Genomic DNA, 15,124 nt, shown 5'->3' on the forward strand with positions numbered 1-15,124 from the left:
TCGGGACGGACGGCCTGGAGAACAATTACCTTCTACGACCTTAGTTGATACTAATATACACTAACAGTCTCAGGAGTAATGTTATATGTGGATGTGTGCCATGATGCGACATGCACGAACGGGACACCCGAAGCGGCGGCCGTCTTCTCGCGTCTCCCGAGGAGGCACGGGCAAACTGTGGGGTCGGGACGGTGATGGACCTCGATGGAGACTCGACGCATCGGATCGTTTCCGATGCCGTAGAACTCCTCGAGAACCTCGAACATCGCGGGACGACCGGCGCAGAGGAGAACACCGGGGACGGTGCGGGCATCTTGCTCCAGACTCCCCACGAGTTCTTCGCCGACGTCGTCGACACGCTTCCGGAGATCTACGCCGTGGGGGCACTGTTCATGCCCCGCGACGATGCGGCCCGGCAGACAGTTGAGGAAACCGTCGAGACGCTCCTTGCGGACCACGGACTCTCCGTCGTACACTGGCGGGACGTCCCGACCGACAGTTCGGACCTGGGGACGACGGCACTCGATTCCGAACCGGCAGTCGTCCAGGCCATCGTCGCGCCGCAGACGGACGTCTCCGACGAGGAGTTCGATCGGCGCCTCTACGTGGCCCGTCGGGCAATCGAGAAGGCTGTCGACCAGGAGCGGTTTTTCGTCGTCTCGCTGGATCGGGAGACGCTCGTCTACAAGGGACTGCTCAAGGGCTCACAGCTCGCCGCGTACTATCCCGACCTCCAGGACGAGCGCGTCCGGTCGAACTTCGCGATGGTCCACGCGCGATTCTCGACCAACACGCTCGGCCGCTGGCACCTCGCCCATCCACATCGGACCGTTATCCACAACGGCGAGTTCAACACCATCCAGGGGAACGTCAACTGGATGCGAGCTCGTGAGGCCGACCTCGAATCGCCGGCCTTCTCCGAATCTGACCTCGAGACGCTCACGCCGATCATCCGCGACGAGTCCCAGAGCGATACGGCGTCACTCGACAACGCCCTCGAGTTACTGCTGGCGTCGGGCCGAGACCTCCCCCACGCGCTCCGGATGCTCGTGCCCGAAGCGTGGCAGGGCCACGACAACATGGACGACGACCGTCGGGACTGGTACGACTTCCACGCGTCACTAATCGAACCGTGGGATGGCCCGGCACTCGTCATCGGGACCGACGGCGAACGCGTCGGCGCCGTTCTCGACCGCAACGGCCTCCGCCCGTTTCGGTACGAGGTACACCACGACGGGACGCTCGTGATGGCCAGCGAGCAGGGCGCACTCGAGGCAGATCCGGCGGACGTCGAGCGCCGCGGTCGGCTCAAGCCCGGCCAGTTGTTCATGGCTGGGCCAGACGCGGGAATTCGCTCCGACGACGAGGTCTTCGCCGATCTCGTCGACGAGAAATACGGACGGTGGCTGGCCGACGAACAGGCCTCGCTCCCGACCGACGGTGACCCGTTCGGCGACACCGTCGAAGACGTCCGATCCCGGCAGGTGCTCCACGGCTACACCAGGGACGAACTCGACGAACTCCTCAAACCGATGGTCGAGTCGGGCTCGGATCCGGTCGGATCGATGGGCGACGACACGCCGCTGTCCGTGCTCTCGGCGTTCAACCGGCCGCTGTTCAGCTACTTCCGCCAGCAGTTCGCCCAGGTCTCGAACCCGCCCATCGATTACATCCGCGAAGAACTGGTCACGAGTCTAGAGACCCGACTGGGCCGCCAGCGGAACCTCCTGGCCGAGTCCGCCGCGCACGCCCGGCAGTTGGTTGCCGATTCGCCGGTCCTGGGCGACGGTGCGGTGGCATCGGTGCGCGATTCCACGTTCTCGACGGCGACCATCGACGTCACCTTCGATCCCTCGGGGGGACTTGCAGCTGCGGTCGACCGGGTCCGGGAGCAGGCGGTGGAAGCCGTCGCATCCGGTGCCGAGATACTGATCCTCTCCGATCGCAACGCTGGCGAGGACGCGATACCCATCCCGAGTCTCCTGGCCACGAGCGGCGTTCACCATCACCTCGTCAGGGAGGGACTTCGAGCGAGAGTCGACCTCGTCGTCGAATCGGCCGAACCCCGGACGACCCACCACGTGGCCGCCCTGATCGGGTACGGGGCCGGTGCTGTCAACCCGTACCTCGGCATCGAGACCGTCACCGAACTCGCCGGTGCACCGGAGGGGATGACCGACCAGTCCGTCGCCCGGACCTACCTCTCGGCGCTGGAGAAGGGGCTCCTGAAGATCATGGCAAAGATGGGCATCTCGACGGTCGAGAGCTACCAGGGCGCCCAGATATTCGAGACAGTCGGGCTGGATTCCGCGGTCGTCGACGAGTACTTCACCGGGACGCCCAACCGGACGGAGGGTATCGGCCTCGACGAGATCGAAGCCGACCTCCGGGAACGGCATCGTGCGGCGTTCGAGGCGGATCCGGAACTCGAGATCCAGGGGGAGTTCAGCAACCGGCAGGACGGGCGGAACCACGCCTGGAATCCACAGACGGTCAACACACTCCAGCAAGCCGTCCGGACCGGCGAGTGGGAGACCTACGAGGAGTTCTCCGGCCTGGTAAACGCCCAAAACGAGTCTGGGCACACGCTCCGTGGCCTCCTCGATATCCGCACCGACGAGCACGAATCCATCCCCATCGAGGCGGTCGAACCCGTAACCGACATCGTCACTCGGTTTTCCACCGCCGCGATGAGTCTCGGGTCGCTCTCACCGGAAGCGCACGAGAACAACGCCATGGCGATGAACGCGCTCGGCGGAAACGCCAACACGGGCGAGGGTGGCGAACCGCCATCTCGCTACGGAACCGACCGCGAGTGTGGCATCAAGCAGGTCGCCTCCGGTCGGTTCGGCGTGACGAGCGAGTACCTGGGTGCAGCCGAGGAACTCCAGATCAAGATGGCCCAGGGATCGAAGCCGGGCGAAGGCGGGCACCTCCCCGGCGAGAAGGTAAACGAGATGATCGCCGACGTGCGCTCCTCGACGCCGGGTGTCCCGCTCATCTCGCCGCCGCCCCAGCACGACATCTACAGTATCGAGGATCTCAAACAGCTGATCACGGACCTCCGCACCGCGAACAGGGCGGCCGACATCCACGTCAAACTCGTCTCCGAGGCCGGGATCGGGACCATCGCGGCCGGCTGTGCGAAGGCCAAGGCCGACAAGATCCACATCAGCGGTCACTCCGGGGGGACCGGTGCGAGCCCGAAGACGTCAATCAAACACGCAGGTATTCCCTGGGAACTCGGGCTCGCCGAGGCGAACCAGCTGCTCCGGGAGACCGGCCTCCGCTCCCGCGTGACTCTCCGCGTCGACGGTGGGTTGCGGACTGGCCGCGACGTCGCCATCGGGGCCCTGCTCGGCGGGGAGGAGTTCGCCTTCGGTACCGCGAGCCTCGTCACGGGTGGTTGCGTGATGGCCCGCCAGTGCCACCAGAACACCTGCCCGGTCGGCGTCGCGACGCAGGCCGAGAAGCTCAGGGAGCGATACCCTGGGACCCCACAGGAGGTCATCAACTACTTCACCTTCGTCGCACAGGAGCTCCGCGAGATCATGGCCGATCTCGGGGTCGCCACCGTCGACGACCTCGTCGGTCGGGTCGACTTCCTTGCCCAGCGGGACGTCGACCACCCGAAGGCGCGGACACTGGACCTCTCGGCGGTCATCGCCGAACCGGCCGGGGACGATCGGTACAAGACCCGGGAACAGCCGGTCGACATGTCGGAGCATCTCGATCACACCCTCATCGAGGGAGCCACGCCCGCACTCGAATCGGGACAATCGGTCGCGCTCGACGAGCGCGTCACGAACGTCGACAGAACCGTCGGTGCGATGCTCTCCAGTGAAGTGACCGACCGCCATGGTGGCGAGGGCTTGCCCGAGGACACCATCTCCGTTCGGTTCACGGGGACCGCCGGCCAGAGTTTCGGGGCGTTCCTGGCACGGGGCGTGACCTTCGAACTCGACGGGCCCGCGAACGACTACGTCGGTAAGGGGCTCTCCGGCGGAACTATCGCGGTCAGTACGCCCCGGGCGCCCGGATTCGATCCAGCGGAGAACACCCTCGTCGGGAACGTGGCGCTCTACGGCGCGACCGGCGGCGAACTCTACGTCAACGGCGTCGCCGGCGAACGGTTCGCGGTTCGGAACAGCGGGGCGAACGCGGTCGTCGAAGGCGTCGGCGATCACGGCTGCGAATACATGACCGGCGGCATCACCGTCGTCCTCGGCGACATCGGGCGGAACTTCGCCGCGGGGATGAGCGGCGGGGTCGCGTACCTACTCGATACCGACGGTGACGTGGTCGACCACGTCAACGGGGACATGGTGGCGGTCGAGACCACCCTCGAACCGGCCGACGAACGGGCCATCCGCCGCCTCGTCGAGAACCACGTGAGCCACACCGGGAGCGAGCGGGGCGACGCAGTCCTCGAGAACTGGGACGACGTCCGCGATTCCTTCGTGAAGGTAATGCCCGACGCCTACCGCGACGCCATCGCCGAACGGCCCGACGCAGACGTCCGGGAGTCCCTCCCCGAGCGGGCGGCCGCGAAGTCCCCCGGTGCGGTCGGTAGCGCTGACTGACCCGAATCGAAGGCTGCCAAACAGCACGGTTTTGGTCCGCTCTCTCGTCGGGGTGGTCATGGAACGTGCCCTGGTCATCGGCGGAACGAAATTCATCGGCCGGCATCTGGTCGTCGAACTGCTCGAGAACGAGTACGACGTCACGCTCTTCAACCGCGGGTCACACGAGAATCCATTCGCAGACGACCCGAACGTGGACCACTTCGAAGGTGACCGGACGAACGACGGCGCACTCGAGGCTGCCCGGGACGCCGTCGACCCGGACGTGGTCTTCGACGTTGTCGCCTACCATCCCCGGGACGTCGAGAGCGCGACCAGAATCTTCGCCGACGGGGACGCCTACGTCTACGTCTCGAGCGGCGAGGCATACGCCGTCGACGCCATCCCGAAACGGGAGGACGACACGCCGTGGCACGATTGTACCGACGAACAGGCTACCGACGACACCTTCGCGACCTACGGGAACCGGAAGGCAGAGGGAGACCGAGCCGTGGTTCGAGCCGCGGAGCGTGGCGTTCGTGCCATGTCGGTGCGGCCGCCCGTCGTGTACGGCCCACACGATTACCGCGAACGACTCGATTACTGGCTTCATCGAATCGACACGTACGATCGGATAGTGGTGCCCGGTGATGGGACGAACGTCTGGCATCGTGCCTTCGCCCCGGACCTCGCGACCGCTCTTCGACTCGTCGCCGAGGAGGGAACGGCCGGGGAAGTGTACAACGTCGCCGATCAGAACGCGGTTTCACTCGACCGGATGATAACCCTCGCCGTCGAAGCGTTGGACGCTTCCGTCGAGGTCGTCCACGCCAGCGAACGCGAACTCTCTATCGCCGACCTCGACCTCGAGGACTTCCCGCTGTATCGGCCGTATCCGCACCTCCTCTCGACGGCGAAACTGGCGGGACTTGGCTGGGAGTCGACGCCGGTCGACGAAGCGATGGCCATAACCGTCGAAGACCACCGCGAGAGCGACCGCGACGGCAGGGACGAGGGGCCGTTACGCGAGGCCGAAGAGCGAGTGCTCGGCGTCCTCGAGACGATCTGAGTCCCGAACCGTTTTCCCCTCTCCCCGCGCTGGTTCCGGTATGTTCGACAAATCCACGTGGATTCGCCTCCCGCGGAACGTCGTCGTGGGCCACGACGCCCTGGACGACGTCGGTGCAGTGCTGGCGGACACGCACCTCACCGGCCGCCCACTCATCGTCACGAGTCCGACGCCGAAGCGGGTCGCCGCTGACCCGATCGTCGAGCAACTCGAGGCGGACGGCCTGGATCCCGCACTGACGATCGTCGAGACGGCAACCTTCGAGTCCGTCGAGCAGGTGCTCGAGGACGCCCGCCTGGCCGACGTCTCCTATCTCGTCGGCGTGGGGGGTGGCAAGGCCATCGATATCGCAAAGATGGCCGCCGACGAACTCGGCGTGGGGTTCATCTCCGTCCCGACCGCCGCGAGCCACGACGGCATCGTGAGCGGGCGGGGCTCGGTCCCCGAAGGCGACACCCGCCACAGCGTGGCCGCGGACCCACCCATCGCGGTCATCGCCGACACGAGCGTCATCGCCGACGCACCCTGGGAGTTGACGACCGCTGGCTGTGCGGACATCATCAGCAACTACACCGCCGTGAAGGACTGGCAACTCGCCAACCGTCTCCAGAACGTCGAGTACTCCGAGTACGCCGGCGCGCTCTCCCAGATGACGGCCGAGATGCTCGTCGATCGCGCCGAGTCCATCAAACCGGGCCTGGAGGAGTCCGCGTGGGTCGTGGTCAAGGCCCTGGTCTCCTCCGGGGTCGCGATGAGCATCGCCGGCTCTTCCCGCCCGGCCAGCGGTGCCGAACACCTCTTCAGCCACCAGCTGGACCGGATCGCGCCGGGAGCAGCGCTGCACGGTCACCAGGTCGGCGTCGGCGCCATCATGACGGAGTACCTCCACAGCGGCGAATCGGGCACCTGGCGGTCGGTTCGGGATGCGTTGAAGAGCATCGACGCGCCGACGACCGCCGAGGAACTCGGCGTCGACGAGGAGGACGTCATCCAGGCGCTGACGACCGCCCACGAGATTCGCGACCGGTACACCATCCTCGGCAGCGGTATCAGCGAACCGGCGGCGCTCCAGGTCGCGGAGACGACCGGCGTGATCTAACGCCCTTTCGGCCCGTCTGCCTGGTCTGTCGAACGGTCAGTGGCATCCGACCGTCCGGGCCGATTGTCGGCCGAGGACGCTGTGGCGAGCACCTCGATCCGTGCGAGTGCCCACCAGCAAACGAGGACGTACGGAAACGCGAACAGCGGGACCTCGAACCCCGCTCGACACACATCACCCTGTGGAACCACACGATGTCCCGTCGCCTGGACGGGACCGATTCGCCAGGCCCACGACCACTCGGAGACTCTCGTAACGGTGAATGGAAGCCAGCGGCCGAAGAACGTGCGAACCCGACCACTGGCCCCTGCTTCGATCCGCGGGGACCGTGTTTCGACGTCGAGTACACTTGGCCCCCAGTCTGGCCAGCGGCGGGTGTCGACCAGCAGCTCCCAGACCCGCTCTGGCGGCGCATCGATCCGCCGTGTGACGACGATCCGGAGCCCCTCTGGTGTGTCTTCTATCGCGAGCGCGTCTCGGAGCCGGCCCAGACCGTCGGCGATTCTCCCGACCACGGGTATACGTTCGTCTCGTCGAACATAACGTCCCCGTGACCGGACCCAGCGGGACGGTAAACGGGCCTGTCGTCGAGCCGATCGATCAGACGTACTCACCCAGGAAATCGACGATGGTGCGGTAGGCTTCGATGCGGTTCTCCAGTTTGGTGAACCCGTGGCCCTCGTCGTCGAAGATTCGGGTTTCGACGGGGACGTGTTTGGCGGCCTCCTCGGCGATCTGTTCGGCCTCACCCACTGGTACGCGGGGATCGTTGCGACCGTGAAGGACGAGCAACGGCGCCTCGATCGATTCGATGTTGTTGATGGGCGAGATGTCGGCGAGGAACTCCCGGTCCGCCTCGAGCGAGCCGTATTCGGCCTCGCGGAGCGAGCGCCGCCAGTCGCCGGTGTTCTGGAGGAAGGTGATGAAGTTCGCGATGCCGACGATGTCCACCCCCGCCGCCCACACGTCGGGATACTCCGTCAGAGCGGCCAGGACGACGAACCCGCCGTAGGATCCGCCCATCGCCACGATGCGGTCCTCGTCGATGTCCGCCCGGGAGCGGAGCCAGGCGGCTCCCTCTCGCACGTCTCGCACGGCGTCCATCCGCTTTCGAACGTCGTCGAGGTGGGTGTAGGCCTTGCCGTAGCCCGTCGACCCCCGAACGTTCGGCTCGAAGTAGGCGTAGCCCTGTGCCAGGAAGTACTGCTTGACGGGGTTGAACGAGGGACGCCGCTGGCTCTCCGGCCCCCCGTGGACGTCGACGATTACCGGATAGGGGGGTGTGGACGCGTCCGGGGTCGTGAAGAGGGCGGGGATGGTCAGGTCGTCGAAGGAGTCGTAGCGAACGATGTCCGGTTCCCGAAAGGTATCCCGGGGGATACCGGCGGTGGCGGCCCGGGTCCAGCGTGTGCGGCGTTCGCTCGGGAGGTCGAAGACGTGGACGTTCGCGGTGTCGGTACTCGCGGTGAGCGAGACGGCCAGTCGCTGCGCGTCGGGACCGAAATCGAACCCGCCGAGGACGCCCGTCGGGAGGTCGAACGGTCGCTGTTCGGTGACGGTGGCCCCGTCGACCCGCCCGGTTGTGAGTTCGGTGTAGCCCTCGACGTTCCTGGAGTAGGCGATACGACCGGACTCCTGGTGGATGGTCACCGCCTCGACATTCCAGTCCCCACCCGATTCGACGACGGTCATTTCACCCTCCGTGACGTCCATCCTGGCCAGTTCGAGTGTGTCGGCGTTCGCGTCGGTACAGACGAAGACGCTTTCCCCGTCCGGTCCCCACTCGACGCTTCCGTATCTGACGTTGCCTTCGTGGGGGGTCAGGTGTTCGAACTGTCCGGTCTCGACCTCGAGCACGAAGACATCGTGATCGAAACTCGAGTGGGCCTCGTGGACGAGCAACCGGTCGTCGTCGGGACTCCACCCGACGACAGAGAGCCAGCCGTCGCCCTCGTGGACGAGGGTGGCGTCGTCCCCACGCTCGTCTCGTCCCTGGACGTAGACGTCGAAGACGGACTCGTCCCGCCGGTTCGACGCGAACGCGAACCGGTCGCCGTCGTTCGACCAGCCGCCCCACCGGTGTTTGGCGGACGGCCGGTCCGTGAGTGGGGTCGTTTTCGATCCGTCCGCGGCCAGCCTGAAGAGCTGGACCTTCTCGTCGCCGCCCTCGTCCTTGCCGTAGACGAACTCGGGACGGGTGGGCGAGGCGGCGACGAAGGCGACGCGCTCCTCGTCGAAGGTCAACTGAGCTGGCCACTCGCCCGGCTCGTCGAGCCGCCAGACCTGTGGGACGCCGGTGGTGTCCATGAGGAACGCGAGCCCGCCGTCGACCCCCAGCGACGGCCCGTACGCGCTCCGGACGTTGAGGTAGCGTTCGATGTCGAAGCTCATCGCCAGAGGTACCGCAGGACACCCGATAGTCCTTGGGGTGCCCGCAGGACGCCGGACAAATGGTATCCTTTTTTACCGCCCATTGCATGGCCGATGGTATGCGCGTGGCGTTCGTGTCGGCGTCGACGAAACACCACGAAGCGACCGATGGCGCCGAGCGGCTCCACGCTCTCGCCGCCGACCTCGTTGCACGGGGCCACGAGGTCGTCGTCTTCTCGACGCAGTGGTGGGACGGGGAACCTGACGTCTTCGAACGCGACGATATCGAGTATCGGGCGGTCACCCGCCACGCCGACGACTGGACGTTTCCCCTCGGGCTCCCGGGCGACCTCCGTGCATTTCAGCCAGACGTCATCCACGCCACCTGTCACCCCGCGAGCCACCTCCTCGCCGCGAGAGTGGGGTCGTCGCTTACGGGGGCGCCCCTGCTCGCGGAGTGCTACGATCCGCCGGCGGTCCAGGGATCGCTCGCCCGCTCGCTCACCGAGTTCGCCGTTCGGTCGGCCGACAGTGTGGTGACTCCCTCCCGGACCGTCCGCACGAGAGTCCGCGAGTTCGGGGTTCCAATCGACCGTATCGACGTCGTTCCGACGGGCATCGAGATGGACGTCGTCCGAGACGTCGAGCCTGCCGACGGGGGCGACATCGTCTTCTCGCGACGGCTCGACGAAGCGGCGAACCTGGAGACCCTGTTGCTCTCTCTCGCGGAGTTCCGCAAGTACGACTGGACGGCGACGATCATCGGCGATGGGCCCGAGCGGGAGAATTACGAACGTCAGGCTCGCGACCTCCGAATCGAAGACCGCGTCGATTTCGTCGGCGACCGCTCCGTGGCGGAGCGCATCGCCCTGTTCAAGAACGCCCACGTCTACGTGCACACCGCGGAGTATACCCCCTTCGCCGTCGACCTGCTTCGGGCGCTCGCAGCGGGCTGTGTCGGCATCGTGGAGTACCACGCCGACTCGAGCGCGCACGAACTCGTCGAACAGCGCAGTCGTGGATTCACCGCCACGAACGACGAGGAACTCACCCGTCGGCTGGTCGAGGCCGGGGACCTGGAACGCCTCTCGATCGACGAGGAGTTCGCCGAATTCGATCGGCGGTCCGTCCTGGAACGATACCTCCAACGATACCGCGACCTGCAGTCCTGAGCAGCGCTCGGCCTCGGCCCCTCAGTCTTCTCGGTTGGTCGCGAGCACCGTCGACACCGCATCGAGGTTTGCTTTCACGTCGTGCACCCGAACGATGTCCGCGCCACGGTCGGCTGCCAGGGCGGTCGCCGCGACAGTCGCTGCCCCCCGTTCGTCGGCGTCCAGCCCGATTTCGGCGAACATCGACTTGTGGGAGTGACCCACGAGGACCGGCCCGCCCAGTGCGTGGAACTCGTCGATCCGGTCGAGGAGGGCGAAGTTCTCTCGGGCCGACTTGCCGAACCCCAGCCCCGGATCGATGATGATCTGCGAGCGATCCAGGCCCGCACGTTCGGCGCGGTGGACCGCTTCAGCGAGTTCGTCGATGACGTCGTCGATGACGTCGTCGTACTCGACATCCCTCGTCGGATCGACGGGTGCATCGATGCTGTGCATGACGACCAGTGGGACGTCGAACGCTGCGGCGAGGAAGGGCATCTCGGGGTCGTCCAGCCCGGTGACGTCGTTCAAGATGTCCGCACCGGCCTCGAGTGCCGCGCGGCCGACGTCGGCGTCGCGGGTATCGACGGAGACGGCTACCTCGAGGTCCGCGAGGGCCTCGATGACGGGGACAACCCGTTCGCGTTCGACCGTGGGCGCAACTGGCTCCGCTCCCGGTCGGGTGCTCTCTCCACCGACGTCGATGATGTCGACGCCGGCATCGACCATCTCCCGTGCCCGCTCGACGGCCGCCTCGGTGGTGTCGTACTGGCCGCCGTCGTGGAAACTGTCGGGCGTGACGTTCAGGATGCCCATGATCGCCGGCCGGTCCTCCCACGGATATTCCCGCTCTCGAGACGGTGTACGGATGTCCAGGGCCCTCCGGAGGTCGTCGGCGAAGACGGAGAGACCGTATGGTTGCCCGTCGAGTTTCGTCACGAGCCGATTGAACTGCGCGAGCGTCCCCATGAGAACGACGTCCAGGTATCCTTCCGTCTGGTCGTTGAGACCGGAGATAGAACACTCCCCGCCCAGCGACAGCATCTCCTCTTTGAGGTACTGCGCCTGGCGGTTCTGGACCCGTGTCGAGACGACCCGGTGGTGTCCTTTCGCTCGCATCCGCCAGACGCCCGGTGGGGTGACGTGAGCCCGTTCGAGTGTCCGCCTCGCATCGGCGAGTGAATCCACATTTCGCGTGACGAATCGGCGCGTCCACCGCCGTCTCGCCTCGGCGATGGTGAACAACGAGCCAGTGACCAGCACGCAGTCGTCGGCGTCGGCCTCGTCTATGGCCCTGTCGACGGCGGCCGCCACGCTGCTCATTGCCGTCACGTCGTCACTGACGCGGTCGAAGACCGCCTCGAGGACGCTCTGGTCCTCCGCGCGGTCCGTATCCGGCCGACAGGTCGTGACGGTGTCCGGCGTCGGGAGGGCCGAGGCCATGCCGACGTGGTCTTTGTCCTGCATCGATCCGACGACGACGTGGAGGTCGTCGTACGGTAGCTCGGCGAGCGTCCCGGCGACCGCCGCCATCCCGCCCGGATTGTGCGCGCCGTCGAGGACGACGGCCGGATCCGTCTCCACGACCTCGAAGCGCCCCGGCCAGGTCGCCTTCCTGAGCCCTCGTGCGATGGACGATTCGTCGACGTCCGTGACCTGTCTCGCGAGCACGGCGGCGATACCGGCGTTCGTCGCCTGGTGGGTTCCCAGCAGTGGGATTACGGTCTCCACGGTCCAGTCCGCGTTCTCGAGCGTGATCGACGCCTCGTACGTTTCGGTTATGCCGCCGTACGTGGCGGTCACGTCGGCGTCCTGGTCACCGACAGTCGTCACGCTGTCGGCCACCTCGGAGACCGCTTCGAGAGCGCTCTCGGTGGTGCCGGTGACGAGCGGGTTCTCCGCCGGGGCGACGGTTGCCTTGTCGCGTGCGATCTCCTCGATGGTATCTCCGAGGACGCTCGTGTGCTCCAGTGTCACGCTCGTGACCGCGCTGGCGACCGGGTCGACTACGCTCGTCGCGTCGTAGCGTCCACCGATCCCGACCTCGAGGATCGCGACGTCGACGTCCTCGCGGTCGAAGTACCACAACGCCATCGTGGTCATCACCTCGAAGAAGGTCGGGGCGTCGTTGTCCGCTGCGCGCTCGACGACGCGGGGTCGGATGCGTTCGGCGAACTCGGTGACCGCCGTCTCGGTGATGGTCCGGTCGTTCACCCGGATCCGTTCGCGGAAGTCGTCGAGGTGTGGAGAGGTGTACAGTCCGACGTCGAGGTCGGTCTCGGACAGCACGCGTTCGAGCATCCGTGCCGTGCTCCCCTTGCCGTTCGAACCGGCGATCTGGACGTGCGCCGGCCCCTCGTGGGGGTCGTCGAGCCACGAGAGAAGGTCCGCCGTCGACGCCGTCCCGGGCTTGGGTCGATAGCGGCGTAAGTCGAGGAGGAAGTTTGCCGCCTCGTCGTAACGCATATGGGAGAGTCCGGGTGGTCGCGCATAGGCCTGTCGGAGTCGAACCGCGTCCGGGACGACCAACCTACTTTACCCCGCCCGTCCAACCCACACCCAATGAAAGAACGGTTCCTCCGGGCCGCCCGTGGCGAGCGGACCGATCGTCCACCGGTCTGGCTGATGCGCCAGGCGGGACGGTACCTCCCCGAGTATCGCGACATCCGCGCCGACTACACGTTTCGCGAAGCCATCTCGACCCCGGACGTCGCAGAGGAGATTAGCCTCCAGCCCTGGGAGCGCTACCGCGTCGACGGTGTTGTCATGTACTCCGACATCCTCGTCGCGCTCGAACCGCTCGACCTCGAGTACCACATCGAATCCGGGGTCGGACCGGTCGTCGAGGAGCCGATCGAAGAGCCGAGAGACGTTCCCGAGGGCCAGGCGCCAGTATCGGAGTCCCTCGATTACGTCGGCGAGTTGCTCGAACGGCTGCACGACCGAGTCGGTGACGAGGCGGCCGTCATCGGCTTTGCCGGCGGGCCGTTCACCCTCGCCTCCTACGCCGTCGCGGGGAAGCCGTCTCGGTCGCACGTCCCCGTCAGGGGGTTCCGCGCGAAACATCCCGACGCCTTCGCGAATCTCCTCGAGACCTTCGCCGACGTGGTCGGGGAGTTCTTGCAGTATCAGGTCGCCCACGGAGCGGACGTCGTCCAGCTGTTCGACACGTACGCGGGACTGCTCGGCCCCGACGACTACGAAGAGTTCATCCTGCCCGTCCACCAGCGTATCCTCGAGACTGTGGACGTTCCGACTATCGTCTTCGTCAGAAACATGGCCGGCCGACTGGAGCAGTTACGGGAGAGCGGCGCAGACGTGATCGGCCTCGACTGGACGGTGGACATCGAGGAGGCCCGGGAGACGCTGGGCGACGTGCCGGTCCAGGGCAATCTCGACCCCTCGTACCTCCTCGGCGACCCGGATTTCGTCGCCGAACGGACCCGGGAGCTGATCCAGCGGGCCGGCGACGCCGGACACATCCTCAACCTGGGCCACGGCGTCGACCGGCGGACCGATCCGCTGGCCGTCGAGGCGTTCGTCAGGACGGCGAAATCGATCGAACGGTGACCTCGTTCTGGCCTACAGATCGGCGTTGAGACAGTACGTTCCCGGTTCGTCCCGGCACTGACACTGTCGGAGCTGGTAGTAGCGCGGGTCGAAGTCGGCGATGAACGGTTCGACCAGATCGGCCATGATGCCGGGGAGGCGCGGTTCGTCGTGGGGAACCGGTACCCGGTAGAACTCCAGTCCCGCCGCCTCGGCCTCCTCGGCCAGTTCCTCGTCGAGTTCCGAGAGGGTCTCGGACTGCTCGTGGAGGAAGCTCGCTGGCTCGACGACCACGCGCTCGGCGTCCACCGTTGCGATGGCTTCCTCGACTTCCGGCTCCGTCCAGGGGATATCGCGGTTCTCGTGGTTCTGGAATCCCAGCGTATAGTCGTCCACACCGAGGAGCGCGGCCATCGTCTCGGTGTACTCGTCGACGTACTGGTCGTATCGACTCCCCTCCTCCAGGTAGTGGAGGGTCGTCCCGTGCGCCGAGAAGAGCAGTTCCGTGTCTGGATCCTGGAGGTCCAGGCCGGACTGGGAGACGAACGACTGGACGTTCTCCGCCCGCATCCGTGGATAGGTCGGATGGCGGTGCCACCCCGTGACCGCGTTCCACTGCACGTCACGGTCGCGGTCCCTGACGGCCGCTTCGAGGTCGTCGACCGCGAAGACGTTCGTCGAGGGGCCGCTGAGCGGGTAGACCGGGAAGCCGATGAGGTGCTCGACGCCGTCGTCGAATGCCGCTTCCACGGCGTCCCCGATGAGCGGTTCGGTGTACTGATAGCCGAGGTAGGTCCTCGCGTCGTAGCCGCGCCCTTCGAGTTCGGCCTGGAGGGACTCGGCCTGTGCTTCCGCCTGCGCCTGGAGCGGCGACCCGCCGATCGCCTCGTACTCCTCGATGAGGGCCGGCGCCCGCCGCTCCGCCAGGGTCCGGGCACGCTCTCTGGCCTCGGCTTCGGTATCGTATCGCTCGAGGTCCGCGTTATCGAAGAAGATCCGCTCGAGATACGTGGTCACTTCCGCACGATCCGGCGTTGCAGGTTCGCCGAAGTTCAACAGGACGACGCCGACGTTCATGGCTTCATCTCCGGGTGGACCCCGGGTATAGGCTTCGGTGTCGTCGGTTTGCGCCCGTTTGGACTGGGCGGTTGCCCCCCCCCTCTAGTCGTGTCTGAACGCACGACTGCCAGTGAACGCGATGGCCATCCAAGCCCTCGCTCGCTTCGCTCGCTCGCCCTTGGAGATTCCGCCAGGACCGCAACCGCCCCTCTAGTCGTGTCTGAACGCACGACTGCCAGTGAACGCGATGGCCATCCAAGCCCTC

At 66.3% G+C, this 15,124-nt stretch carries 9 protein-coding genes; 5 read left to right on the plus strand and 4 right to left on the minus strand.

Annotation, left to right across the window (positions count from 1 at the left end):
- Positions 1-110 precede the first annotated feature (110 nt).
- From gltB to HSRCO_RS05250, 3 genes are read left to right on the plus strand one after another with little or no spacing between them, the layout of a single operon-like run.
- Positions 111-4,583 carry a glutamate synthase large subunit gene (gene gltB, locus HSRCO_RS05240; protein WP_259519380.1) on the plus strand — a complete coding sequence of 1,491 codons (4,473 nt, stop codon included), beginning with the start codon at positions 111-113 and terminating at the stop codon, positions 4,581-4,583.
- 58 nt (positions 4,584-4,641) lie between these two features.
- The gene (locus HSRCO_RS05245) at positions 4,642-5,631 is read left to right on the plus strand and encodes an NAD-dependent epimerase/dehydratase family protein (RefSeq protein ID WP_259519381.1); all 990 of its coding nucleotides are present in this window, start codon (positions 4,642-4,644) and stop codon (positions 5,629-5,631) included.
- 40 nt (positions 5,632-5,671) lie between these two features.
- On the plus strand, positions 5,672-6,730 hold the full coding sequence (locus tag HSRCO_RS05250) for an NAD(P)-dependent glycerol-1-phosphate dehydrogenase (RefSeq protein ID WP_259519382.1): 1,059 nt from the start codon (positions 5,672-5,674) through the stop codon (positions 6,728-6,730).
- Here HSRCO_RS05250 and HSRCO_RS05255 read toward each other — a convergent pair.
- A complete protein-coding gene (locus tag HSRCO_RS05255; protein WP_259519383.1) occupies positions 6,727-7,245 on the minus strand; it encodes an SRPBCC family protein in 519 nt (172 codons plus the stop codon). The two genes, HSRCO_RS05250 and HSRCO_RS05255, sit on opposite strands and share 4 nt — an antisense overlap.
- 85 nt (positions 7,246-7,330) lie before the next feature.
- Positions 7,331-9,121, minus strand: a complete 1,791-nt coding sequence (locus HSRCO_RS05260; protein WP_259519384.1) for a S9 family peptidase — start codon at positions 9,119-9,121, stop codon at positions 7,331-7,333.
- Positions 9,122-9,219: 98 nt separating this feature from the next.
- Between HSRCO_RS05260 and HSRCO_RS05265 the strand changes: the two genes are divergently transcribed.
- Complete coding sequence (locus tag HSRCO_RS05265) at positions 9,220-10,272, plus strand: glycosyltransferase (protein WP_259519385.1); 1,053 nt, start codon at positions 9,220-9,222, stop codon at positions 10,270-10,272.
- 21 nt (positions 10,273-10,293) lie between these two features.
- On the opposite strand, the gene folP is transcribed toward HSRCO_RS05265, so the two are convergent.
- Positions 10,294-12,717 carry a dihydropteroate synthase gene (gene folP, locus HSRCO_RS05270; RefSeq protein ID WP_259519386.1) on the minus strand — a complete coding sequence of 808 codons (2,424 nt, stop codon included), beginning with the start codon at positions 12,715-12,717 and terminating at the stop codon, positions 10,294-10,296.
- A gap of 96 nt (positions 12,718-12,813) precedes the next feature.
- On the opposite strand from folP, the gene hemE reads away from it, so the two are divergent.
- Positions 12,814-13,821, plus strand: coding sequence for a uroporphyrinogen decarboxylase (gene hemE, locus HSRCO_RS05275; protein ID WP_259519387.1), 1,008 nt, complete (start codon positions 12,814-12,816; stop codon positions 13,819-13,821).
- A 12-nt stretch (positions 13,822-13,833) separates the two neighbouring features.
- Here hemE and hemH read toward each other — a convergent pair whose 3' ends face one another.
- The gene (hemH, locus tag HSRCO_RS05280; RefSeq protein WP_259519388.1) at positions 13,834-14,877 is read right to left on the minus strand and encodes a ferrochelatase; all 1,044 of its coding nucleotides are present in this window, start codon (positions 14,875-14,877) and stop codon (positions 13,834-13,836) included.
- Positions 14,878-15,124: the final 247 nt, after the last annotated feature.

The sequence above is a fragment of the Halanaeroarchaeum sp. HSR-CO genome (assembly GCF_024972755.1).
Taxonomy (GTDB): Archaea; Halobacteriota; Halobacteria; order Halobacteriales; family Halobacteriaceae; genus Halanaeroarchaeum.

Bases quoted from the DNA above. Each gene is read 5' to 3' on its own strand.
- gltB (WP_259519380.1), top strand. From the start codon at position 111: ATGCACGAACGGGACACCCGAAGCGGCGGCCGTCTTCTCGCGTCTCCC.
- HSRCO_RS05245 (WP_259519381.1), top strand. From the start codon at position 4,642: ATGGAACGTGCCCTGGTCATCGGCGGAACGAAATTCATCGGCCGGCAT.
- HSRCO_RS05250 (WP_259519382.1), top strand. From the start codon at position 5,672: ATGTTCGACAAATCCACGTGGATTCGCCTCCCGCGGAACGTCGTCGTG.
- HSRCO_RS05260 (WP_259519384.1), bottom strand. From the start codon at position 9,121: ATGAGCTTCGACATCGAACGCTACCTCAACGTCCGGAGCGCGTACGGG.
- HSRCO_RS05265 (WP_259519385.1), top strand. From the start codon at position 9,220: ATGCGCGTGGCGTTCGTGTCGGCGTCGACGAAACACCACGAAGCGACC.
- folP (WP_259519386.1), bottom strand. From the start codon at position 12,717: ATGCGTTACGACGAGGCGGCAAACTTCCTCCTCGACTTACGCCGCTAT.
- hemE (WP_259519387.1), top strand. From the start codon at position 12,814: ATGAAAGAACGGTTCCTCCGGGCCGCCCGTGGCGAGCGGACCGATCGT.
- hemH (WP_259519388.1), bottom strand. From the start codon at position 14,877: ATGAACGTCGGCGTCGTCCTGTTGAACTTCGGCGAACCTGCAACGCCG.